The organism is Pedobacter superstes, from assembly GCF_037622515.1.
GTDB lineage: Bacteria > Bacteroidota > Bacteroidia > Sphingobacteriales > Sphingobacteriaceae > Paradesertivirga > Paradesertivirga superstes.
The window spans coordinates 1,270,753-1,292,863 of the sequence record NZ_JBBJCN010000001.1 but is presented as its reverse complement, the minus strand read 5'-3'; the positions used below and the strand labels follow the sequence as shown (position 1 = coordinate 1,292,863).

The window sequence follows — 22,111 nt, the reverse complement described above, 5'->3', positions numbered from 1 at the left end:
TGGGAAAACTATATTTTTACTTGTACGTTTCTATTTATACATCATGGCTAAGATTTCATTTATATCTTTATCTTTGCCTCTTTAACAAAAAGCATGAACATCAATTACGGTGCAAGAAGAGAAGTAATGCAGCATATTGAAAAATATATGCTGGATAATATTGGCGAGTATTTGAAGCCAATAGATACTATATGGCAACCTGCTGATTTTTTACCGGACTCAAGCAGCGAGAATTTCCTACAGGAGGTTAAAGAATTGCAGGAAACTGCAAAAGGCTTGCCTTATGATTTCTTTGCGGTACTTATAGGTGATACTATAACTGAAGAAGCATTACCAACATACGAATCCTGGTTAGCAACTGTTGAAGGGGTGTCTAAGGATGAAGAGGGAGGCTGGATGAAATGGTTGAGACACTGGACAGGTGAAGAAAACCGCCATGGAGATTTATTGAATAAATATTTATACTTATCTGGACGTGTGAATATGCGCCAGATGGAGATCTCAACCCAGTATTTAATTGCTGATGGATTTGATATCGGAACCGATAGAGATCCTTACAGAAATTTTATTTATACAAGCTTCCAGGAATTGGCTACTAATGTTTCTCATAGAAGGGTCGCTTCTCTGGCTAAAAAAGAAGGAGACACATTATTATCTAAAATGTGTGGTTTTATTGCCGGAGACGAGGCGCGCCATGCTAAAGCCTATATGGATTTTATTTATCAGATTATGCAGGTTGATCCAAATGAGGTGATGATCGCATTTGAAGATATGATGAAGAAAAAGATTGTAATGCCAGCGCATTTCCTACGTGAGATGGGCAAAAAGGCAGGCGATACGTTTACACATTTTGCCGATGCAGCGCAACGTCTAGGAGTTTACACTGCTATCGATTATGTAGATATATTACGTGATCTGATAAAAGAGTGGGAAATTGAGAAAGTAACTGGATTGGATGAATCTGGTGAAAAAGCCAGGGATTATCTTGTGAAATTACCAGATCGCTTAATCAGGCTTGCTGAACGAATGAAATCACCAACTCTTAATTATCAATTTAGCTGGATACATGCTATGTAAAGAAAAAGGGAAGTAACAAAAATTACTTCCCTTTTTCTTTAATCCTCAGGAGCATCGTCGACAGAATGTTCATTTTGTTTTCTTTCGTCTATCCATTCGGTTTTGTGGCCACTTTCAGTTGAGTTAGGGTTACCACCTGAATTATTATTAATAATAAACTGTTCATTATCGGCGCCTTCACTCATTTCCTGATTTGGATAAGGTTTTTCGTTAATGGTATTGAAATTATCATCGTCAGGATGTTGTTTTCCTACAGAAGATTCTTGTTGTGTTAATCTGGAAGGGATTTTATCGTTTTCTGACATAATGCTAGGTATTTGTTATTAATATAACCCTATGCCAGTTTTTTTGTTGAATTAAATAATTTCTAATTATTGCTGCTGTTGCTGTTGTTGTTCAATGCGCTCTGTATATAATTGAAAACTATTTACAGAGAAGCCTGCTGGTTTTTCAACTGGAAATTCAACTAATTCATTTTCTTCATGAACATCATTCTCGTAAGATACTGATACCGATACTTCCAGATTATGTCTCGCCTGGCCCTTATAAACTCCTTTTACTGGGGTACAGTCTGGAAAGTTCCGTCCTACAGCTAACCGAACATGGGTTTCATTTGCAACGCAATTATTTGTTGGATCAAGACCTAACCAACCGTAGCCCGGAAGGTAAGTTTCAACCCATGCATGAGTTGCTCCTTCACCGCGCATCCCGTTTTTATTTGGGCAAACATACCCGCTAACATATCTTGAAGGGATATTTAATAACCGCAGCATTACCAAGAGTATGTGAGCAAAATCCTGACACACACCTGCCTTTAACTTCCAAACCTCATCGAGACGAGTTTCTACAGTAGTGATTCCGGGGATATACTTATAATTATCGAAAATATATTTTGTGTAACGTAAAGCTGTTTGATAGGGGGTTTCGTGATGTATACGTTGCTGTTCCACAACTTCTTTTAATTCGTTCAGGCCTTCGAAATGTTCCTGTAGTAAATAATCAACGTAAGGTGTTTTTGATTTTATAGCTGCAAGGTCTATCCATTGCTGCGAAGCAAACATATCATCAACAGGAAGAGGTTTATGATGGGTGGCTACTGAAAGTTTTGAATAGATCTCAAGTTCAGTATGGGGAAGGTAATGAGTAAATGTGCCAACTTCATTTCCAAAATAATCTTTATATATATCCACGTATGGATCACCGCTTATTTTCAAGTCATGACTTAAGACTTCCTGGTAATTATCATTAATGGGAAACAAAATAATTTGATTGGCGCTATCTCTAACCAGTCCGGCGTAGGTATACCGGGTAGTATGCATTATTGTAAATTTAGGCATTGTTTATTTGTTACACTATTATGAATAAGCGAAATATTGAACGTTTAATGCGTCTCCGATTATATATAGTTCTTTTTTTATTGAATATAAGTAGGGGTGTAATCCTTCCTCCCTGATCGACTGCAATGTGCTATATTTTATTCTACTTTCTAAACGACCTATTAGAATAGATATTTCTTTAAACTCGGAAATGTTATTATTGATTCTTAATCGTTCAAGGTATCTGGCAATATTTTTTACCGAATAAAGTACTGAGCGTGGAAAGTCGCTATTAAGAACAACAAGTTCAAGTACATTCTCTGCCTCAAAGCCTTGTCTGTAAGTTTTTAAATATAATTCGTATCCTCCCAGCGACAATAGTACATGTTTCCAATATGAAGTGTCGGTTAATAAGTCAGGATCATTATTTATAGTTCCGAATTTGACATCAAGGATATCGGCCGACTGGATGCCCCCTTCCAGATACTTTCCGATATTCATAAAACTTCTTCCTTCGCCACGCTCCATAGTAACTTCTCCGGTACCGCAGTAAAGCATTCCTTGTCTGATTAATAAATCCAATGCTGAGATCGGATCATCTTTTTTTAGCGAAGAAATAAGTTTGTTATCTTTTATTAAATGATAATATTCATTTAGGCATTGCCACAGATCTTTAGTTATGTGATCCTGAACACTTCGAGCATTTTCTCTGGCTAAGGTTATCATATTTATGATAGAATTCGGATTTTCTTTTCCCGCTATCATATAGAGTAAAACATCTCTGCTATTATGTTCAATAGCTTTTATACCCTCTTCTTCAAGCTTTGTATAAAGCTTTATAACAGGCCGCCAGGTAAATTCGTGAATGGAGTCTTGAGATGAGGCGTAATTAATTTTCAACATTCTCAAAATGCCATCACTGCGTTCAACATAGCGACTTAACCAATATAAATTTGATGCAACTCTACTTAACATTCTGCCTTTGATTTTATGATGCGAGTACCCACGTATCTTTACTGCCTCCGCCTTGTGAGCTATTTACAACCATTGATCCTTCTGTTAGTGCAACGCGAGTAAGTCCACCGGGTACAATCTCAATACCGTCAGGTCCGCAAAGAGCAAAAGGCCTCAAATCAATCCTTCTGGGCATTAATGCACCATTCATATAGCAGGGAGCTGCCGAAAGACTTATAGTAGGCTGGGCAATAAATTGACGGGGATCTTTCAGTATTTCCTCCTTATAATCCGAAATTTCAGAATCGCTTGCAATGTACCCCATTAACATGCCATATCCGCCACTACCATTTGTTTTTTTGATTACCATGCTCTGGATATTTTCAAAAACATATTCTTGCTGATCTTTCTTTTCCAGATGGTAAGTAGGAACATTTTTAAGCAATGGTTCTTCATTAAGATAGTACTTAATCATATCGGGTACATACGAATAAATCGCTTTATCATCAGCAACCCCATTTCCTACGGCATTAACAATAGCCACATTGCCCTTTCTGTATGCGCTCATTAATCCCGCCACCCCTAAAATACTCCCTGGGTTAAACACCAGAGGGTCGAGATATTCATCATCGACACGCCTGTATATTACATCAACCTGTTGCCGGCCATGAGTTGTTTTCATATAAACTTTATGATTATCGACCATAAGATCCCTTCCTTCTACCAATTCAACCCCCATTAAACGAGCTAATGTAGTATGTTCAAAGTAGGCGGAATTATAAGATCCTGGGCTAAGCAATACTATTGTAGGATTTGAAATTTGTCGTGGTGAGATGGCCAGAAGGTTTTTGTATAATATTTCCGGATATTCTGTTACACTTCTGACCCTGCATTGAGGAAGCAGATCCGGAAACAGCCGTTTGGTTATTTCTCTGTTTTCGAGCATGTAGCTTACTCCAGAAGGAGTACGTAAATTATCTTCTAAAACATAATAGGTGCCGTCATTATCGCGGATTAAATCTATTCCTGCAATGTGAACATAAATATCATGAGGTACAGCGACGTTAAACATTTCACGTAAGAAGTGAGGACATGAGTAAATCATCTCAATAGGGATGATTCCATCCTTTACGATGAACATATTGCTGTAAATATCTTTAAGGAATATATTCAGAGCCTTAAGGCGCTGTTTTATTCCGGCTTCTATAAATGTCCAGTCAGATGCTGTAATAATTCTGGGAATGATATCAAACGGAAAAATCTTCTCTACCCCTTCGCCACTGTTATAAACTGTGAAAGTAATCCCCTGGCTCATAAATAACTTTTTTGCCAGTTCTTCCTTTTTGTTTAAGTCGTCAATTGATTCTTTTGAGAGGTAATCAATCACTTTTTTATATGGGGAACGAATATCATGTTCAGAATTGAACATTTCATCCCATGTATTTGATGTTGGTTTGTAATTGTCCAAAAAATTCGGTCCACCCATAAAATATAGTTATTCGGTTCTTGTAAATATATAAGAATAATCTTTTAAATTTTGATTATTGCAATGATTTTATGCGTTAATTGTAATTTTTTTTGGGTAATAGTATCAATTTGTTATGGAAGCTTCTTGATTGCGTCTATAATTAATTTGCAGGCATCCAGAATTTCTGTTTGCGAGATGATTAAAGGAGGAGCTAGCCGTAATGCTGTATCGCAATGGAGAAACCAGTCAATAATAACACCATTCGCAGTTGCAGTTTGACTTACAAACTCTACCTGTTCGAATGTCTCTAATTGAATTGCCAGCATTAATCCCTTTCCGCGAATTTCTTTGATCAGCGGATGAACAAGTAGTTCTCTGAAAAGTGCTTCCTTTTTATCAATGTTATGCATCAGGTTTTCAGTCAAAAGAGCATCGAGGGTTGCAAGGCCGGCTGCGCAACATACGGGATGTCCTCCAAAGGTGGTAATATGTCCAAGAATTGGATTTTCCATCAATGAATTCATCACATTGCGACTCGCAATAAATGCACCTATTGGCATTCCTCCTCCGATACCTTTAGCAAGTAACAGAATATCCGGAACAATATTAAAATGTTCGAATGCAAACAAATGTCCGGTTCGACCGAAGCCAGTTTGAATTTCATCTAAAATAAGTAAAGCACCGACTTCCGTACATCGTTTTCGGAGAGCCAGTAAATAATCAGCATCTGGCACCCTGATTCCAGCTTCGCCTTGTATAGTTTCCAGAATGACACATGCGGTATCTGTGTCAATTTGTTCTAAATCGGGAAAGTGATTGAAGTTTATAAAAAAAACATTGGGTAATAGGGGTCTGTATGCTTCTTTATAGTACTCATTTCCCATTACACTCAAGGCGCCATGGGTGCTTCCGTGATATGCATTATAGCACGATACGATTTTGCTTTTTCCTGTAAATCGCTTGGCTAGTTTTAATGCTCCTTCTGTAGCTTCTGCTCCCGAATTTACAAAATACACAGAGTTAAGTGTTTCGGGTAATACTGATACCAGTTTTTCGGCAAATAATACCTGTGGGGCTTGTACAAATTCGCCATACACAGAAAGATGCATATAGCGGTCAACCTGATCTTTTATAGCTTGAACGACTTTAGGATGCCGATGACCAACATTGCTTACGGCAAAGCCGGAAACCATATCCATGTATTTTTTACCATCGGGGCTATATAAATACATTCCTTCTGCCCGTTCAATTTCCAGTAAACGAGGGGTTGAAGATGTTTGGGCATTGTTAAGTAAAAATAATTGGCGGAGGTTCAACATGAAGTAAAAATACAAAAGCCTCAGAGGTTTGAGGCTTTTGTATTTTTAATATTTTCCTTTTCTTTTCTGCAGATGCTCAATCAGCTGCTGGCGGAACTCCCTTTCGGCCGGATAAATCAAGGCAGCTTTTTGTCTGGGTAACACCTTCGCAAACTCTTCCCGGTAGCGCTTTCTTAACTCCAGAATTTCACTGTCAATTTTAAGCTCATCAACCGGCACGGTTCCAGACTGTTTAAACGACTTTCGCTGATTGTTTTTTATTGAAATAAGTTTTTGAAGTTCTTGCTGGTAGCTGTTATATACAGGCCAGAATCTTTGGGCTTCTTCTGTAGTTAAATCTAATTTTTGTGTTATAAATGCAGCTCTTACCGACTCTATGTTTTGATTTTGCTGAGCGCTTGCGGGGAGCCATAGTGCAGTGCCGAGTAGTATACTATATATCCAGGTTTTCATTTTTTTAATTTAATTCAAGATATTGCTCAATTTCCTGGTCTGTAACATCTGTACTAAGTTCAGAAATGTCAAATTCAGTACCTAAGTTTTTGATAATTAAAGGCGCGTCACCCACATCGCTGTAAAGCTGAAGGTAATCAACTATTTCATCAGCCGGGAGTTTCGCTATTTGTGCTTCTAAATTATTGCTCCTATTGTTGAAATAAAGTCCAAAACTAATTATTGCAACGATAGAGGCTGCAGCAGCGTAAGTTACCCAGCTGGATAACAATTGCCTTATTTTAGGCTGAGAAGTTTTTATTTCCTCAGATTCAATTCTTGTTCTGATTTTCTTCTCAAGCGTATCAAAATAGTTTTCAGGAATTGAAAATTCCTGACTTTCGGATATTGGCTTTAGTTTCTCCAGTTGTATGACAGATGTGATTTTGCTTTCAAGTATGTCAAAATAATTATCAGGAACATTAAAATAAGGTTTCTCATTATCAAATTGACCGACTTTCAGCCGGGAATACAATTGTTGTTGCATTTCGTCAAAATACCTGTCGGGCACAGAGAAAGGATTTGTTTTCTCCATCGCTGCAAGTGTTGGCGCTATTTCTTGCCATTTCTCGTCCATCTCATTCAAATCCATATATTATTGAATCTATTTTGTGCCGATGGTTTAATCATTGCTTAATAAATAATTCTCAATTTTTTTTACCGCGATATGAAAAGAGGCTTTCAATGCACCAACGCTGGTTCCTAAAACTTCCGAGATTTCTTCATATTTCAAGTCATCATAATATTTCATATTAAAAACCAGCCGTTGTTTTTCTGGCAGAGTAATAAGTGCCTGCTGCAGTTTTAATTGAATTTTATCTCCGGAAATCTGGGTGCTATCTGCAAGTGTGTCGGATAGATCATAAGGCATCTCGTCCATGGAAATATTGTTTTTTTGCTTTTTCTTATTTAAAAAGGTGATACATTCATTTGATGCGATGCGGTAGAGCCATGTATATAGCTGTGCATCACTTCTGAAATTTGCAAGGTATTTCCAAACTTTAACAAAAGTATCCTGAACTAGATCGTCGGCATCATCGTGATCGATGACCATACGGCGAATATGCCAGTAGATTTTCTGCTGGTATTTTTTTACAAGCAGGGTGAACGCTTCATCTCGGGTGCGTTCATCGGCAAACATTTTAAGTATTTCCGCGTCTTCAACTTGTTTCATGTACTCTGATAAACCATGAAATTAACAATTTGATTGTTAATTCGCCTATGTCCGGTTAAATACTCAATCCTTAAAATGTGCAATGGTTGCATTGCATGCATGTTCTAAAGCAAGTGGTAAAGAGGCTGTATCCCAGGGATGTGTTGCGCCAAATACGTGGTCTGCGGCAGGTATTAGTAGTAATTGACTGGTGGCCTGTTGATTGTGTAATTCGTAGGCATGTTTAGGATCTACTCCTTTGTCATTCTCTCCATGGATAATTAACCAGGGTTGTGTAATATTTCTTGCTGCAGAAAGTATATCCAGTCTTTCGGTATGCTCGTTGAAATCTTCAAGAAGACTATAAGAAATTGGCATTTGTTGCTTAGTTCTTGAATTCAGAAAATATAAAACACCATTCTTTCTCCATTCCTCCTCCTGATCAGGAGACCATAAATTTCTTAGACTGCTGACAGATGCCCAGGTTGCGAGTTTTTTAATTGCTTTATCTTCCGAGGCTTGAATAATTCCTATTCCTCCTCCTAAGCTATGTCCAATTATGAAAATATCAGAAGGCTTTTTAAATCGTTCTCCACTCAATGCAAACGTGATAACCTGATTCAGATCGAAAAGCTCTTTGGAAAACGTGTTTTTTGAAAACCCATCAAGGTCGTCAAACAGATCACCCCGATTTTGACCTATTCCGTTATGAGAGAAATTAAATTTTAAGAAGTTAAATCCATGTTCAGCAAAGTACCTTCCTACTAAATGATGGGTGCCCCAGTCTTTAAATCCTTTAAAGCCATGAACAAATATAACCAGAGGTTTAATTTGTTCATTCTCGGATGAAATCAAATCAATCGAGATTCGTTTGTTAGAAGCTCCGGATATAGTATAATATGTTTGATCAAGCATTATCAAAGATTTTCGCAGTCTGAGAGGATATCATTCATCGAATCAACGAAGTTTCTATTGTGGGGAGTGAAGAAATTCGTTTCTAAGTCTGATACCGTCTTTAACGATAAATCTAGTATTTTTTTTCCTTTGGAAGTTAAATTTACAATTTTCGCCCGCGCATCTCCATCAATTTTTATACGACTAATGTATTCCTTTTTTTCCAGGCTTGCTAAAATCCTTGAAGTCATCATGCGATCTATGCGCGAATATTTTGCTACCTGGTGCTGATAGACTTGTTTATTGGTTTCGGTAAGCCATGAACAAATCGATAATACAATGAATTGGGTGTAGGTGAGGTCAAATTTCAGCAAAGCTTTGTTTATTAATCTTTGCCAACACATTTCAATTTGCCATAAAAGAAAACCGGGGGCAGTACGCACATTCTCAATCAGGTCTTCAGAAGGTAATGTTTTATTCATGAAGGGTTGTCAACTTGTCGTAAATATCATTCAATTTTAGCTTAAAATTATTGTTTTAGGATAATTTTTCTATTATTTTTTTACTTCGGGGTATTTTAGATACTTATAGGATATTTAAAAAGTATTCGGGAGAGCGGGGGTTCTATTTAAAAGCGTTCTAAATACTTCTGTTTGACAAAGGAATGACAACGGCGTCAGCGCTTATTATTTACCTTTGTTTCGGGTTTTTTAAGATACTTTCAAGCTTTGAAGCATTTAAAAGTTTTAGCATTCACTCATCAGCAGATTGATTTAAAGGAGTTAGGTAAACTGGTGATCTGTAATCAGACATTGGTTGGAAGATTGAATGGCGTAAGGGAAAAGTTTGATATACCAGAGATTTTCTATATTGGCACGTGTAACCGGGTTGAGTTTGTTTTTTCCGGATCACAGCCATTAACATTTGAGTTTATAAAGGATTTTATTCTAACATTAAACTTTTGCATTCCTTTGGAAAAGCTTGATGATTTTGTGAGTAAGGTTAATATATACGAAGATGAACAGGCTTTCAACCATTTATTGAGGGTTTCTTGTTCGTTAGAAAGCTTGATTGTCGGCGAAAAAGAGATTCTGGCTCAGGTTCGGAAGTCGTATGAAACGTGTAGAAAAGCTGGTTTTACCGGAGATTTTATGCGGATGGTAATGACGCACGTAGTTAAAACTGCCAAGGAGGTATATACTCAGACAAAAATATCTAAAAATCCAATCTCAGTAGTTTCTCTGGCCTATCGAAAACTTCGCGATTTGAAAATGTGTTCCAGTTCGCGCATTCTGATAATCGGAGCCGGCGAGACGAATAAAAATATCTGCAAATATCTTCAAAAGCACAAATATTCGAACTTTGCTATTTTTAACCGCACATTAGAACACGCAGAATCTCTTGCAAAAGAATTAAATGGTGTGGCATATAGCCTTTCAGAACTTCAGACGTATAAACAAGGATTTGATGCAATTATCACTTGTACCAGTGCGGTAAGTCCAATAATCACCAAAGAAATTTACGAATCGCTTTTAATTGGCGAAACAGAAAAAAAAGTAATTGTAGATCTGGCTATCCCCAACGATACCTGTCCGGAAGTATTGGCATCCAACCCGGTTCACTTTATAGAAGTTCGGGGTTTGCAGGAAGTAGCTAATTTAAATATGCAGGAGCGTTATCAGGAGCTGGTGCATGCAGAGCAAATTATCGATCAAAGTATAAATGAGTTTAAACCTTTGCTAAAACAGCGTCAGATTGAACTTGCAATGCGGGACGTGCCTTTAAAAATAAAAGAAATCAGAAGCGTTGCCGTAAATTCGGTTTTCGCAAATGATATAGGTCAATTGGATACTAATTCACGCGAAGTGCTTGAAAAGATCATGAACTATATGGAAAAGAAATATATTAGCGTTCCAATGGTTATGGCAAAAGAAATATTGGTAAACAACAGCTAACCTTATTCCTGTTATTCAATTACTTTTATCGTGAAAAAAACACTCATTATAGGAACACGAGGCAGCGATCTTGCTCTCTGGCAGGCAAATCATGTAAAAGATAGGCTTGCAGAGTGTGGAATTGATGCAGAATTAAAGATAATCAAAACTCAAGGCGATAGTATTCTTAATCTTCGTCTGGACAAATTAGAAGGAAAAGGCTTTTTTACTAAGGAATTAGAAGAGGCGCTTTTAAATGGTTCTATAGATATTGCAGTTCATTCGCATAAAGATCTTCCTACCCAAAATCCTCCGGGTTTAATAATTGCCGCTGTTTCAGAGCGGGAGGACCCTAACGAGTTACTCTTAATCTTGAAGGATTGCGTTGATATTAAACAAAAACTATCTCTGAAGTTTGCCGGTATGGTTGGTACATCATCTAACCGTCGTAAAGCTCAATTATTATCTCTTCGGCCAGATCTGGAAGTGGAAGACCTTCGAGGGAATGTTCCTACGCGAATCCAGAAGCTTCGGGATGAAGATTATGATTCAATTATGATTGCCAAGGCAGGCGTTCAACGGTTAGGAATTGACTTAAGTGAATTTTACGTCGAAGAATTGGAGCCCATGGAATTTATTCCTTCACCAGCTCAAGGCGTGCTTGCTATTCAAATACGCGAAAGCGATACCGAGCTGTTAGAGAGTTTACAGGTTTTGCATAATCCTGAAGTGGCAGAAGAGATTGCAGTGGAGCGAAAAGTATTAAACCTGTTTAATGGAGGCTGCCACATGCCCTTAGGTTGCTACTGCAGGAAAGAGGGAGGAAAATTTCAGGTTTGGACATCAAAGGCGGATGAAGGAGATTCTTTCCCGGACAGATTATTCGTTGAATCTGAAGTTACAGACGGGCTGGCAGAGAAAATAGTTTCGAAGTTTGGTAAAGGAAGGAAGCTTCCGAAAAAAGTTTTTATTACACGAGGTATTTCTGAAAGCAGTTATTTTCGCAGAGCTCTTGAAATTCACAATATTGAAATCGACGGGCGTTCGTTAATTCGCACTTTCCCAATTATTAATAAGCTGGACCCTTATATTCTTAAACATATTGACTGGATATTTTTTAGCAGTAAAAATGCTATTGAATATTTTTTCAAACTCAATCCTTTAATTTCCAAGAAAACCAAATTTGGTGTTCTGGGTCGGGCATCTGAAGATGTTCTTCGGAAATTTGGCCGAATTCCGGAATTTAATGGTGAGGAAGAAGGAATAGATACTGCAGATATTGCAAGTGAATTTGCAGAGCTGGCAAACGGATGTAATATTCTCTTTCCCGGGGCAAAGGATTCTTTACGCACAATACAAAAAGCTCTGTCTCCAGATACAAAAATTCTTGATCTTCCGGTATATGAAACTATTATGGAAGATAGTATCGAGCCAATCTTTGCCGATGTTTTGATTTTTACAAGCCCGTCAAATGTTGAAGCTTATTTTGTTGACAACCTTATTGACCCTGGGCAGAAAATTATTTGTATCGGTCGTTCCACCGGAAGAAAATTTGATGAAATGGGTATGAAGTATACTTTACCATATTCACCAGATGAGATTGGTTTGGCCGAGGCAGTATTTGGTCTTTAAGCTGCTTTTTTAAATTATTCTTAAATAGGATAGTATGAATATTCGTCCCAGAAGATTAAGAACATCACCCATAATTCGTGAAATGGTTGCCGAAACCCGACTTTCAAAGGATATGTTTATTTATCCTTATTTCGTGGTTCCTGGTAATAATATCAGCCATGCTATTGACGCTATGCCGGGTATTAAGCATTTTTCTGCCGACGCCTTGCTGAAAGATGTTGAACAATCATTAAAACTGGGAATAAATAAAGTATTGCTTTTCGGCGTAGGTGAAGAGAAATCAGAAAATGCCAGCACCGCTTATAGTGATAGTTCTGTAGTTGCTAATGCCATTCGTGAGTTAAAAAAAGCATTTGGCCATGACTTATTTGTTGTAACAGATGTTTGCACCTGTGCCTATACAACGCATGGTCACTGCGGGATAATGCATGATAATTATGTGCACAATGATGAAACTGTGGATGTTCTGGCAAAGATGGCTGTTAGTCATGCTATGGCAGGGGCAGATATGGTTGCTCCTTCTGATATGATGGATGGCCGGATTGCAGGGATTCGCTCAGGTTTAGATTCAGAGGGCCTGGTTAATACAGGTATAATGAGTTACAGCGTCAAATTTGCCTCAGCATATTACGGGCCATTTCGTGAAGCTGCTGATTCTGCTCCGGGTAAGGGTGATAGAAAGGCTTACCAAATGGATTTTCGTAATCCTAAAGAGACATTAAGAGAAGCATTTCTGGATGAGCAGGAAGGTGCCGATATTTTAATGGTTAAACCTGCATTAGCTTATCTGGACATTATTAAAAGTTTAAGAGAAAACACCGATTTACCTGTGGCCTGCTATAATGTTTCTGGCGAATACTCCATGGTAAAAGCTGCTGCTAAAGCTGGCTGGATAGACGAAGAGAAGGTAACCATGGAAAATATGTATGCCTTTGCGAGAGCCGGAGCTAACATTATTATCACCTACCATGCTAAAGAAATCCTTGAAAAGGGATGGATGATTTAAGATTAAAATAATGCTGTGCACCTGATGGAATGGTAAGATTCATGATTAGTTAATCTATAATGGATTTTGTGAAATCAGAATTGATATTTTTTTAAATTTAATCTGTGTTTGATTGCATTTAGTAACGAATACTTTAATTTTGCTTGATGTCGGATGTCAGAATTTTTTAAGTTCTGATTTGATTTTGACTTCCTACTTTTGAACTTGCTTAATTCAAAAATCAAATTTTTGAATTTTGACTAATTACTTTTGAATTTTCCATCATGCTTGACTCTCTCAAAAAAATATTTTCCAGTGAAGAAGAAAGACCTGTTTCTACTACAGGCAAACCAGATATCCCACGTGAAAAGTCTGCTGAACTCTACGAAAAATCTAAAACGTATTTTCCAGGTGGCGTAAATTCTCCGGTGAGAGCTTTTAAATCGGTGTATGGTACGCCTTTATTTATAGACCGGGGCGACGGATGTTTTATTTGGGATGCAGATGGAAATCAATTTATTGATTTTTGCTGTTCATGGGGACCTCTTATTTTGGGGCATAATCATCCTAAAATAAAAGATAAAGTCACAGAGGTGATGCAGAAGGGAATGAGTTTTGGTGCTCCTACTGCTTTGGAAAATGAGCTGGCCGAGCTTATCCTGAAAAATAATAGTTTAATAGAAAAACTTCGTTTTGTAAGTTCTGGTACCGAGGCTGTTATGTCTGCTATCCGTTTAGCAAGAGGGTATACAAAACGCGATAAAATCTTGAAATTCGAGGGTTGTTATCATGGTCATGTCGATTCTTTACTGGTAAAAGCCGGCTCTGGATTGGTAACATTTGGTGAAACTTCGTCTGCCGGAGTGCCCAAATCATTTGCGGACGAAACTATTGTTGTTCCTTTAAATGATCGGAATGCTGTTGAGGAAGCTTTTAATCAATTTCCGGGGCAAATAGCTGCAATTATTATAGAAGGTGTGCCTGCAAACAATGGTTTGCTTATTCAGGATAAGGAGTTTGTTCAATTTTTGAGGCAAATTAGCACCCAAAATCAAAGTTTGTTCATCTTAGACGAAGTGATTACCGGCTTTCGCCTGGGATTTGAGGGGGCGGCTAAACATTACAGTATTAAACCGGATATCATTACCTATGGTAAGATAATTGGCGGAGGTTTGCCGGTTGGTATGTATGGCGCCTCAGCAGAACTTATGAATAATATTTCTCCGGATGGAGCAGTCTATCAGGCAGGAACATTATCCGGAAATCCTGTTGCAATGGCTGCGGGAATAGCACAAATAACTGAGTTGTTACGGTCTGGGTTTTATAAAGATCTGAATAATAAAACTCAGGAATTTACAGAATCTATTCAGCGATTCGCCACTGCAAAAAATTATAAGTTTAAGGTGTTTTCGATAGGATCGATATTTTGGTTCGCTTTTACAGATAAAAACATTCAAAAGGCTGAAGATATAGATGCTGCCAGCATGGAGAAGTTTAAAGTGTTTCATCGTGAATTGTTGAACCGGGGGATTTATTTGGGCCCTTCGGGATATGAAGTAGGTTTTGTGTCATCAGCTCATAATAAAACAGAACTGGAGAAAACTAAACGGGCAATTTTTGATAGCTTAGATATAGTATTTAGGAAAAGTAATTAATTTAAATACTAGCTTTTGTAAAAGCCTCTGAGTTAACGAAAAGAATGAAAAAACCCTTAGTCATATTTTATTTTCTGGCAATTTACGTTCTCATTGAACTGGTATGGTGGGCATCACTTCTTATCGTCCAGCGCCCTGAAAAGAAGACTATGATTTTAAGCGAGGGAGCTGTCTTTCTTTTAATTTTTCTTAGCGGAGCCTATTATCTTCAGAAAACTATAAAGAAGGAGCGGAAGCTTCACGAACAGCAAAAGAATTTTCTGCTTTCGGTAACCCACGAGTTAAAATCGCCCCTGGCCTCCATTAAGTTATATCTTCAAACTATTTTGAAAAGAGAGCTTGATAGGGTAAAGATTGAATCTTTTCTGAAGAATTCTTTAAAGGATATTGAACGGTTGGACGACCTTGTAGAAAATATGCTAATCGCCACTCGAATCGAAAGCCGATCATATTCCTTTCCAAAAGAGCAGTTTGATTTTTCAGAACTGGTGGCCAAAACAGCAGAACGGTTACAGATACATACCTGTAGTACTCAAACTATCAAGAGTAAAATTGAGCCGGGTATTTATTTAACAGGCGATAAATTTGCGCTTACTCTGGCTGTTTCAAACCTTATTGAAAACGCTGTTAAATATTCTCCGCCATGTGAAGCTATAGAAGTAGAGTTGCAACGGGAAAGTAATTTTATTCGTTTTTCCGTGGCTGATAAAGGAATTGGTATTCAGGATGAGGAAAAACTGCGCATATTTGAAAAGTTTTATCGTGTAGGCAGTGAAGATACCAGGAAAACAAAGGGGACGGGATTAGGCTTATATATTGTAAAGCAAGTGTTGGATAAACATCACGCACATATAAAAGTGAAAAATAACCGGGCATCCGGCAGTATATTTGAAGTAACCTTTAATTCAAATGGCAACTAAACAGCGTATTTTACTAGTAGAAGATGAAGATCATCTTCTTGAAGCAATTAAACTAAATCTGGAACTTGAGGGCTATAAAGTAAGTACCGCCACCGATGGAAAAAAAGCCCTGAAAATCTTTAAGGAAGAGCGCTTTAATCTAATAATATTGGATGTCATGCTTCCCGAAATTGATGGTTTTCAGGTTGCTGAGACCATCCGATTGGAAAATTCTGAAGTTCCGATCATGTTTCTTACAGCTAAAAACACAAGTGAAGACAGGGTAACTGGTTTGAAAAAAGGGGCAGATGATTATTTGGTGAAACCCTTTAATCTTGAGGAATTAATTCTTCGTGTAAACAACCTGGTTAAACGCGGTTTATCAGGAGACGAAAAGAAAGAATTAAATACCTATAAAATAGGAGACAAGACAATTTACTTTAATTCATTCGAATTACGTAATGACGATGGGTCCATCACTCCTTTAACCAAGAAGGAAACCATGTTGTTAAAACTGCTTATTGAGCGTAGAAATGATGCTGTTTCCAGGGAGCAAATTTTGGAAACTGTTTGGAATTACGATGTTTATCCCTCAACACGTACTATAGACAATTTCATTCTCACCTTTCGCAAATACTTTGAGCCTGATCAAAAGAATCCGAAATACTTTCATTCAATTCGCGGGGTAGGGTATAAGTTTACTGATAGTCAGTAAAATTTATGCTTACTGCAAAGGCACGTTTTGCGGTTATCGCAATTGCATTAGTTTTATTAGGCTGGACCATTTATGGTAAGGTTTATGAGCTTTCTGCAATTGTGGGCTTTGGCATTATCTTCCTGATTTATGGATATTTTAAAGAAGGTACGGTAGTTCTTGCTGCTAAAGCTTACCACAACCAGGATTTAAAAAAGACCGAAAAATTATTAAGGGAAGTTAGAAATCCGGATAGGCTGAAGAGGAGCAGAAGAGGTTATTTTGAATTTATGCTTGGAAATATCGAGTTAAAACGCGGCAACTTTTCGAAGGCTGAACGGCATTTTCAAATCGCCAGTCGTTTTCCATTGAAAAATGAAAATGAGAAAGGTTTAGTTCTAACACAATTGGCTAATCTTAATCTTCGGAAAAAAGAGTTCAAAAAAGCACAGGCATACATTGAAATAGCCAGGGACTTGAAAATCAGTCCCCGGGTTAAAGACATAATAGAAAAGATCGAACAAAAAATACATCAAGGAAGTGAGTAATAGTCAGAAAGAATCTTTATTTATCAGGGCAGCAAATTCAGAATTAACAGAAAGACCGCCCGTATGGATGATGCGTCAGGCCGGACGTTTTATGAAAGAATATTGGGATATAAAAAACAAATATTCTTTTTTAGAGATGTGCAAAACCCCTGAACTGGCAGCAGATGTAACAATGCTTCCTGTAGACTTGCTGGATATTGATGCCGCCATTCTGTTCTCCGACATTTTAGTTACGGGTGAAGCTATGGGTGGTGATCTGAGTTTTACGCAGGGGGTGGGTCCTAAATTTGCCAATCCTGTTAGAACACAGGCAGATGTAGACAGATTGCAGACCGGCGTAAATGATAAACTCCAATATGTTGCTGATGCTATAAAAGTTATTCAACAAAGATTAGAAAGTAGAATTCCCTTAATCGGATTCGCCGGGGCTCCATTTACAGTAATGAGCTATTTGGTAGAGGGAGGCTCTTCAAAAGATTTTAAGCTTACTAAGCTGATGCTTCATAATCAGCCAGAATTAGCCCACCAGTTGCTTTCTAAAATTGCTGAGGTTACTACAGATTATTTAAATCTTCAGATAGAGGCAGGTGTAAATGCTGTTCAAATATTTGACAGTTGGGCCCAGGCATTAGCATGGGATGATTATAAAGAGTTTTCACATTATTATATCAATAAAATAATTTCTGGCTTAAAGCGGAAGGATATTCCTGTAATATCGTTCTGTAAAGGAAGTTCGGTGTTTGCACCTCTAATGGCGGAAGCAAAACCTGATGTGATTTCTATTGACTGGAACGTTGACTTACTAGATATTAAAAACCGACTGCCGCAAGGAATCGCCGTTCAGGGGAACCTTGACCCTTTTGTATTATATGCGGATAAGAAAGTTATTAAAGAAAGAATCCATCGTTTATTTGACAGAATGAAAGGTGAGGAAGGATTTATATTTAATCTGGGACATGGTATAATGCCGGATATTCCTTTCGATAACGTGAAATATGCCATAGATGTGGTTAAAGAGTACTCTTATGAATATTCTGTTTAATTAAAGTCTTAGCGGCTTAATTATGGAATACCTCTACGCAAAATCCATTCATATCATTTTTGTTGTTAGCTGGATGGCCGGCCTTTTTTACATTGTTCGGCTATTTATATACCATGTTGAAGCTAATGAGCGGACTGAACAGGAGAAAGTTGTTTTGCAACGTCAGTTTGAAATTATGCAAAGTAAGCTGTGGTACATTATTACCACCCCTGCTATGATATTAAGTCTTTTGGCTGGTGTCTATATGCTGTATCTTAATCCTTCTTTATTTCACATGGATTGGATGCTTGTAAAGCTAGCTTTTGTGGGAGGTCTCCTGGTATATCATTTTATTTGTCAGCAGATCATTTCTCAGCAAAAGGCAGGCACTTCAACCTGGACATCCACCCAACTAAGGTTATGGAATGAAGTTGCAACGATTTTTCTTGTAACAATTGTCTTTACCGTAGTTCTAAAAACTGCAATAGATTGGCTTTACGGATTAACAGGATTAATAATTTTTGTTGTTATTATCATGTCTGCTGTAAAAATTTATAAATACTACAGGTTAAAAGGCTGATATCCGTTAATATTCGTGCTTTATTTAAATATAAAGGCAGTGCAACCATTTAGATCTTCATTTCATCTTATATTCAAAGGTATATGAACGTAAGTCGCAAATTATCTGTTGAGGATTTGCTTGAAGGGTGCAGGAGATCTGATCACCGAACTCAAGAGCTGCTCTACAAATCATTGGCATCAAAGATGCTCGGTGTTTGTATGCGGTATGCCAGGGATCAGTTTGAAGCAGAGGATATGTTGCAAACTGGATTTGTAAAAGTATTTAAAAAGGTGAATGAATTTCGTGGCGAGGGTTCTTTTGAGGGTTGGATCAGGCGAATAATGGTTAATACCGCGATTGAATCGTACAGGAAAAATCAGCGCATGATGAATCTTGTTGATATTGAAGAAGTATATGATGCCCCTCAGGTAACCTTCGATATGAACAGGCTGGAAGTCGATGATTTGATGAATTTAATCCAGCAATTGTCGAGCGGATATAAACTGGTGTTTAACTTGTATGCAATTGAAGGGTATTCGCATAAAGAAATTGCTGATCAACTGGGTATAACAGAAGGTGCTTCTAAATCACAGTTATCCAGAGCCCGGGCCATTCTGAGAGATAAACTAAGCAAACTTGATGATCTGTCAAACCTAAATCCGGCCCGGAGGAAGGATGCGGAGAATCCTCTTATGATTGCCTCATTGCCTTTAAAAAGTTAAAAATGGCGAATGATCTTAATGAAATTATGTTTTTCATGCGGTTTCGCAATTAAAAGTATACAGGGATGAAAAATAAACAAGCTGTCACTGACAAGGATCTGGACAAGACCTTCCACGAAAAGCTCAAGTCATTTGAGATAAAACCTTCGGATGAAGTATGGGCAGGAATCAATGAGCAGTTAAACTTGCGGGAAAAGAGAAGAGAATTTCCGGTTCTATGGGTGGCTGCGGCTAGCATGGCTTCAGTTATCGGCTTCGGTATTTGGCTTGCTGCAACCAAAGAGCCAATAAAACTTAGTGGTACTGCAAGTCCCGTTAGTGCTTCTTCCGGGTTGGATACTGGAAAAGTATCAGTTCCGCGGTCGGGCGCTGTTACTGAAATTACTACGGTTCATGTACCTTCTAAAGAGATAAAAGTGGTTCAGGTGCCAAAATCAGGAGTTACAAGTAAATCAAATACCGGTGAAGAAAAGTTGGCGGCTAAAGTTAATGTGGCGGAACTTAGGGAAAAAGAAGACATCAAATCAAATAACTCAATAAAGGAATCGCCGGCAAGAGGAAATGAAAATCTGCCGGAGGATAAGCAAGTCGCTTCTATTGCCCTCGCCTCCCAGCCTGTAATTGAAACAGAAGAGAATGAACCTCAGTTAAAGGCCGGGAAGATTAGATCTGTTGGAAGTCTTGTAAACTTTGTAGTAAGCAAAGTTGATAAAAGGAAGAATAAAATAATTGAGTTTAAAGAGGGAGATGAAGGTGTTGTGGTTTCCGGAATTGATCTGGGCCTGTTAAAGTATAAGAGTAAAGATTAAATAAAATACAACGATGATACGATTGATTTTCACAGCCTTGTTTTGCACGTGTATTGCCTGCGCTTTGGCGCAAGACTGGCAGAAAAAAACTACAACCAAAACTTCGGTCAGAGTAGATACCTCCGGAGGGAGAAAGGATACTATAAAGACAATAACTACTACAGAAGAAACAAAAAAAGTTTTCTCAAAAAACGGAAGAGTGAACTCAGTTTCTGAAAAAATAATTTCAGGTAATGATACTACAGAAAAAGTCGTAAAGAAACCATCCGGATTTTCTATTCAGCTTACCGCTTCCCGTTTTGATTTAGGCCTGGCCAGATTTACTGATAATGGAAGTTTTACGTTATCTCCATCTACTCAGTATCTTGAAACTAAATCGTGGAAGACTCATAATTTTGGATTTGAATTTTTTCAAATGGGATACCGCTTTAATCATAATTTCAAAATATATATTGGCACCGGTATGGACTGGACACACATGCGTTTAAAGCAAAATATTACCATACGTGAAGATCAACCGTCAATTGATACAATACAGGAGAGCATAGACTTTAAAAAGAATCGATTCAGCAGCACGTATCTTCGTGTTCCATTATCTTTTCAGATTCGCACAAATGATGATGAAAAGGGGAATAAGGTGTACTTTGTTTTCGGACCTGAAATAGGATTTCTGTTAGATGGAAAAACCAAGCAGGTAAGTAAAGAACGCGGCAAGGAAAAGGTGAAAGATGATTTTAATTTAAATCCCTTCAGGTATGGAGCTTTCGCCCGATTTGGCTATGATAATCTCGGTATTTATTTAAAGTATTATAACAGCGATGTTTTTGCTGAAAATCAGGGCCCTAAAGGATTTAAGAACTTAAACTTTGGTGTTATGGTAGGTTTTTAGTTTATTTATTTTATATATGTTAAAAACCTGTCTTTAATTAAGGCAGGTTTTTTTATATAAAGTCTGCCCGCAATTTTTATTAAGTTTGGCTATGTCCAAAGAATCATTTATTCAACTTTTCCAGGTAAGTAAGAAATATCAAACCGATACTTTTGCAGGAGTAAAAACTATTACTGCATCTATATCTAAAGGAAAAGTTGTCGCTATTGTAGGGGAGAGCGGTAGCGGAAAAAGCACCTTGCTTAAGCTGATTTATGGCTTGTTATCGCCGGATGAAGGTTCGGTTTATTTCAAAGGAGAACTTATTCTTGGACCTGACGAAAAGTTAATTCCCGGCCACGATTCCATGAAAATGGTAACACAGGATTTTAGCCTTAACACTTTTGCTAAAGTGTACGATAATGTGGCTTCTATGCTTCCCAACACAAATCTTAAGTACAAAGAGGAGAAATCATGGGAAATTATGAAATTTTTGCGGATTGATCATCTTTACAATAAAAGGGTATCCGATTTAAGCGGGGGAGAACAACAGCGTGTTGCCATTGCAAGAGCAATTATTACGGAGCCTGAGGTTTTACTAATGGATGAACCCTTCAGTCAGGTTGATACACCTTTGAAGACGCACCTGAGAGCTGATATAAAGCGTCTTTCTCACGATTTGGGCATAACGGTCATTCTTGTCTCTCATGATCCGGTTGACGGCCTATCTTTGGCTGATGATATAATTGTTTTAAATAAGGGAGAGATCATAGAATCAGGAAGTCCTGAACAATTATATAATCGCCCCCAGGATGTATATACGTCAAGACTTTTGGCCGACTGCAACATATTATCAAACCATGATGCAAAGGCCCTGGGGCTAAAAGCTGAAAAAGAAACCATTGCAATATATCCTGAATGGATTGAGCTAAAATGGAGCTGGAGCAGTAAAAACTTTATACTTGTCGACGCTTTCTTCAAAGGTATTTACGAAGAGTTGCTCTTAGAAAAAGATGGTATCCGGATCAGAGCAATTAACAGAAATATCCATCTGTATAAAAAAGGAGCATCTGTTCCGGTTATCCTCGAAAAGTTTATTGAGTTTTAAT

24 protein-coding genes are annotated in these 22,111 nt (G+C 37.8%); 14 read left to right on the top strand and 10 right to left on the bottom strand.

Translation table 11 applies throughout. The features are described 5' to 3' along the window. Positions 1-93: 93 nt before the first annotated feature. Complete coding sequence (locus tag WG906_RS05420; RefSeq protein ID WP_339991505.1) at positions 94-1,077, top strand: acyl-ACP desaturase; 984 nt, start codon at positions 94-96, stop codon at positions 1,075-1,077. 38 nt (positions 1,078-1,115) lie between these two features. Here WG906_RS05420 and WG906_RS05415 read toward each other — a convergent pair whose 3' ends face one another. The 10 genes from WG906_RS05415 to WG906_RS05370 form a co-directional block, all read right to left on the bottom strand. Continuing rightward, positions 1,116-1,382, bottom strand: coding sequence for a hypothetical protein (locus WG906_RS05415; protein ID WP_339991504.1), 267 nt, complete (start codon positions 1,380-1,382; stop codon positions 1,116-1,118). Positions 1,383-1,448: 66 nt separating this feature from the next. After that, a complete protein-coding gene (locus WG906_RS05410; RefSeq protein ID WP_339991503.1) occupies positions 1,449-2,414 on the bottom strand; it encodes a transglutaminase family protein in 966 nt (321 codons plus the stop codon). Between the two features lie 18 nt (positions 2,415-2,432). Then, complete coding sequence (locus WG906_RS05405; protein WP_339991502.1) at positions 2,433-3,368, bottom strand: alpha-E domain-containing protein; 936 nt, start codon at positions 3,366-3,368, stop codon at positions 2,433-2,435. Positions 3,369-3,381: 13 nt separating this feature from the next. Next, positions 3,382-4,833, bottom strand: a complete 1,452-nt coding sequence (locus WG906_RS05400; protein WP_339991501.1) for a circularly permuted type 2 ATP-grasp protein — start codon at positions 4,831-4,833, stop codon at positions 3,382-3,384. 113 nt (positions 4,834-4,946) lie between these two features. After that, positions 4,947-6,134: an aspartate aminotransferase family protein gene (locus WG906_RS05395; RefSeq protein WP_339991500.1), complete on the bottom strand. Its 1,188-nt coding sequence runs from the start codon at positions 6,132-6,134 to the stop codon at positions 4,947-4,949. A gap of 45 nt (positions 6,135-6,179) precedes the next feature. After that, positions 6,180-6,587, bottom strand: a complete 408-nt coding sequence (locus WG906_RS05390; protein ID WP_339991499.1) for a hypothetical protein — start codon at positions 6,585-6,587, stop codon at positions 6,180-6,182. 4 nt (positions 6,588-6,591) lie between these two features. Further along, positions 6,592-7,218 carry a hypothetical protein gene (locus WG906_RS05385; protein WP_339991498.1) on the bottom strand — a complete coding sequence of 209 codons (627 nt, stop codon included), beginning with the start codon at positions 7,216-7,218 and terminating at the stop codon, positions 6,592-6,594. Between the two features lie 30 nt (positions 7,219-7,248). Then, positions 7,249-7,800, bottom strand: a complete 552-nt coding sequence (locus tag WG906_RS05380; RefSeq protein ID WP_339991497.1) for an RNA polymerase sigma factor — start codon at positions 7,798-7,800, stop codon at positions 7,249-7,251. A gap of 63 nt (positions 7,801-7,863) precedes the next feature. Continuing rightward, positions 7,864-8,694, bottom strand: coding sequence for an alpha/beta hydrolase family protein (locus tag WG906_RS05375; protein ID WP_339991496.1), 831 nt, complete (start codon positions 8,692-8,694; stop codon positions 7,864-7,866). Positions 8,695-8,696: 2 nt separating this feature from the next. After that, complete coding sequence (locus WG906_RS05370; RefSeq protein ID WP_339991495.1) at positions 8,697-9,155, bottom strand: MarR family winged helix-turn-helix transcriptional regulator; 459 nt, start codon at positions 9,153-9,155, stop codon at positions 8,697-8,699. Positions 9,156-9,401: 246 nt separating this feature from the next. Here WG906_RS05370 and hemA point away from each other — a divergent pair, with 246 nt between their 5' ends. From hemA to WG906_RS05305, 13 genes are all read left to right on the top strand, one after another. Next, complete coding sequence (gene hemA, locus WG906_RS05365) at positions 9,402-10,628, top strand: glutamyl-tRNA reductase (RefSeq protein WP_339991494.1); 1,227 nt, start codon at positions 9,402-9,404, stop codon at positions 10,626-10,628. A gap of 30 nt (positions 10,629-10,658) precedes the next feature. Further along, positions 10,659-12,239 (top strand): hydroxymethylbilane synthase, encoded by a 1,581-nt coding sequence (gene hemC / locus WG906_RS05360; RefSeq protein WP_339991493.1) that lies wholly within the window; start codon positions 10,659-10,661, stop codon positions 12,237-12,239. A 34-nt stretch (positions 12,240-12,273) separates the two neighbouring features. Next, positions 12,274-13,245, top strand: a complete 972-nt coding sequence (gene hemB, locus WG906_RS05355; protein ID WP_339991492.1) for a porphobilinogen synthase — start codon at positions 12,274-12,276, stop codon at positions 13,243-13,245. 263 nt (positions 13,246-13,508) lie between these two features. Continuing rightward, positions 13,509-14,879, top strand: coding sequence for a glutamate-1-semialdehyde 2,1-aminomutase (hemL, locus tag WG906_RS05350; RefSeq protein WP_339991491.1), 1,371 nt, complete (start codon positions 13,509-13,511; stop codon positions 14,877-14,879). A 44-nt stretch (positions 14,880-14,923) separates the two neighbouring features. Further along, positions 14,924-15,799 carry a sensor histidine kinase gene (locus WG906_RS05345; protein ID WP_339991490.1) on the top strand — a complete coding sequence of 292 codons (876 nt, stop codon included), beginning with the start codon at positions 14,924-14,926 and terminating at the stop codon, positions 15,797-15,799. Next, on the top strand, positions 15,789-16,493 hold the full coding sequence (locus tag WG906_RS05340; RefSeq protein ID WP_339991489.1) for a response regulator transcription factor: 705 nt from the start codon (positions 15,789-15,791) through the stop codon (positions 16,491-16,493). The genes WG906_RS05345 and WG906_RS05340 overlap by 11 nt, the downstream gene beginning before the upstream one ends. Positions 16,494-16,498: 5 nt before the next feature. Further along, on the top strand, positions 16,499-17,020 hold the full coding sequence (locus WG906_RS05335; RefSeq protein ID WP_339991488.1) for a tetratricopeptide repeat protein: 522 nt from the start codon (positions 16,499-16,501) through the stop codon (positions 17,018-17,020). Then, positions 17,013-18,062 carry a uroporphyrinogen decarboxylase gene (hemE, locus tag WG906_RS05330; RefSeq protein ID WP_339991487.1) on the top strand — a complete coding sequence of 350 codons (1,050 nt, stop codon included), beginning with the start codon at positions 17,013-17,015 and terminating at the stop codon, positions 18,060-18,062. The genes WG906_RS05335 and hemE overlap by 8 nt, the downstream gene beginning before the upstream one ends. Before the next feature lie 22 nt (positions 18,063-18,084). Further along, complete coding sequence (locus WG906_RS05325) at positions 18,085-18,621, top strand: CopD family protein (RefSeq protein ID WP_339991486.1); 537 nt, start codon at positions 18,085-18,087, stop codon at positions 18,619-18,621. An 83-nt stretch (positions 18,622-18,704) separates the two neighbouring features. Continuing rightward, positions 18,705-19,325 carry an RNA polymerase sigma factor gene (locus tag WG906_RS05320; protein WP_339991485.1) on the top strand — a complete coding sequence of 207 codons (621 nt, stop codon included), beginning with the start codon at positions 18,705-18,707 and terminating at the stop codon, positions 19,323-19,325. A gap of 65 nt (positions 19,326-19,390) precedes the next feature. Continuing rightward, positions 19,391-20,134, top strand: a complete 744-nt coding sequence (locus WG906_RS05315; protein WP_339991484.1) for a hypothetical protein — start codon at positions 19,391-19,393, stop codon at positions 20,132-20,134. A 13-nt stretch (positions 20,135-20,147) separates the two neighbouring features. Next, on the top strand, positions 20,148-21,023 hold the full coding sequence (locus tag WG906_RS05310; RefSeq protein WP_339991483.1) for an outer membrane beta-barrel protein: 876 nt from the start codon (positions 20,148-20,150) through the stop codon (positions 21,021-21,023). A gap of 91 nt (positions 21,024-21,114) precedes the next feature. Then, on the top strand, positions 21,115-22,110 hold the full coding sequence (locus WG906_RS05305; RefSeq protein ID WP_339991482.1) for an ABC transporter ATP-binding protein: 996 nt from the start codon (positions 21,115-21,117) through the stop codon (positions 22,108-22,110). The last annotated feature ends 1 nt before the right edge of the window (position 22,111 follow it).

What these genes read in the sequence shown, in the direction of transcription:
- WG906_RS05380 (WP_339991497.1), bottom strand. Translation starts at nt 7,800, where the DNA reads ATGAAACAAGTTGAAGACGCGGAAATACTTAAAATGTTTGCCGATGAA.
- WG906_RS05395 (WP_339991500.1), bottom strand. Translation starts at nt 6,134, where the DNA reads ATGTTGAACCTCCGCCAATTATTTTTACTTAACAATGCCCAAACATCT.
- hemL (WP_339991491.1), top strand. Translation starts at nt 13,509, where the DNA reads ATGCTTGACTCTCTCAAAAAAATATTTTCCAGTGAAGAAGAAAGACCT.
- WG906_RS05400 (WP_339991501.1), bottom strand. Translation starts at nt 4,833, where the DNA reads ATGGGTGGACCGAATTTTTTGGACAATTACAAACCAACATCAAATACA.
- WG906_RS05405 (WP_339991502.1), bottom strand. Translation starts at nt 3,368, where the DNA reads ATGTTAAGTAGAGTTGCATCAAATTTATATTGGTTAAGTCGCTATGTT.
- WG906_RS05325 (WP_339991486.1), top strand. Translation starts at nt 18,085, where the DNA reads ATGGAATACCTCTACGCAAAATCCATTCATATCATTTTTGTTGTTAGC.
- WG906_RS05345 (WP_339991490.1), top strand. Translation starts at nt 14,924, where the DNA reads ATGAAAAAACCCTTAGTCATATTTTATTTTCTGGCAATTTACGTTCTC.
- WG906_RS05310 (WP_339991483.1), top strand. Translation starts at nt 20,148, where the DNA reads ATGATACGATTGATTTTCACAGCCTTGTTTTGCACGTGTATTGCCTGC.
- WG906_RS05415 (WP_339991504.1), bottom strand. Translation starts at nt 1,382, where the DNA reads ATGTCAGAAAACGATAAAATCCCTTCCAGATTAACACAACAAGAATCT.
- WG906_RS05385 (WP_339991498.1), bottom strand. Translation starts at nt 7,218, where the DNA reads ATGGATTTGAATGAGATGGACGAGAAATGGCAAGAAATAGCGCCAACA.
- WG906_RS05340 (WP_339991489.1), top strand. Translation starts at nt 15,789, where the DNA reads ATGGCAACTAAACAGCGTATTTTACTAGTAGAAGATGAAGATCATCTT.
- WG906_RS05420 (WP_339991505.1), top strand. Translation starts at nt 94, where the DNA reads ATGAACATCAATTACGGTGCAAGAAGAGAAGTAATGCAGCATATTGAA.
- WG906_RS05335 (WP_339991488.1), top strand. Translation starts at nt 16,499, where the DNA reads ATGCTTACTGCAAAGGCACGTTTTGCGGTTATCGCAATTGCATTAGTT.
- WG906_RS05315 (WP_339991484.1), top strand. Translation starts at nt 19,391, where the DNA reads ATGAAAAATAAACAAGCTGTCACTGACAAGGATCTGGACAAGACCTTC.
- hemB (WP_339991492.1), top strand. Translation starts at nt 12,274, where the DNA reads ATGAATATTCGTCCCAGAAGATTAAGAACATCACCCATAATTCGTGAA.
- WG906_RS05410 (WP_339991503.1), bottom strand. Translation starts at nt 2,414, where the DNA reads ATGCCTAAATTTACAATAATGCATACTACCCGGTATACCTACGCCGGA.
- WG906_RS05370 (WP_339991495.1), bottom strand. Translation starts at nt 9,155, where the DNA reads ATGAATAAAACATTACCTTCTGAAGACCTGATTGAGAATGTGCGTACT.
- WG906_RS05320 (WP_339991485.1), top strand. Translation starts at nt 18,705, where the DNA reads ATGAACGTAAGTCGCAAATTATCTGTTGAGGATTTGCTTGAAGGGTGC.
- WG906_RS05375 (WP_339991496.1), bottom strand. Translation starts at nt 8,694, where the DNA reads ATGCTTGATCAAACATATTATACTATATCCGGAGCTTCTAACAAACGA.
- WG906_RS05305 (WP_339991482.1), top strand. Translation starts at nt 21,115, where the DNA reads ATGTCCAAAGAATCATTTATTCAACTTTTCCAGGTAAGTAAGAAATAT.
- WG906_RS05390 (WP_339991499.1), bottom strand. Translation starts at nt 6,587, where the DNA reads ATGAAAACCTGGATATATAGTATACTACTCGGCACTGCACTATGGCTC.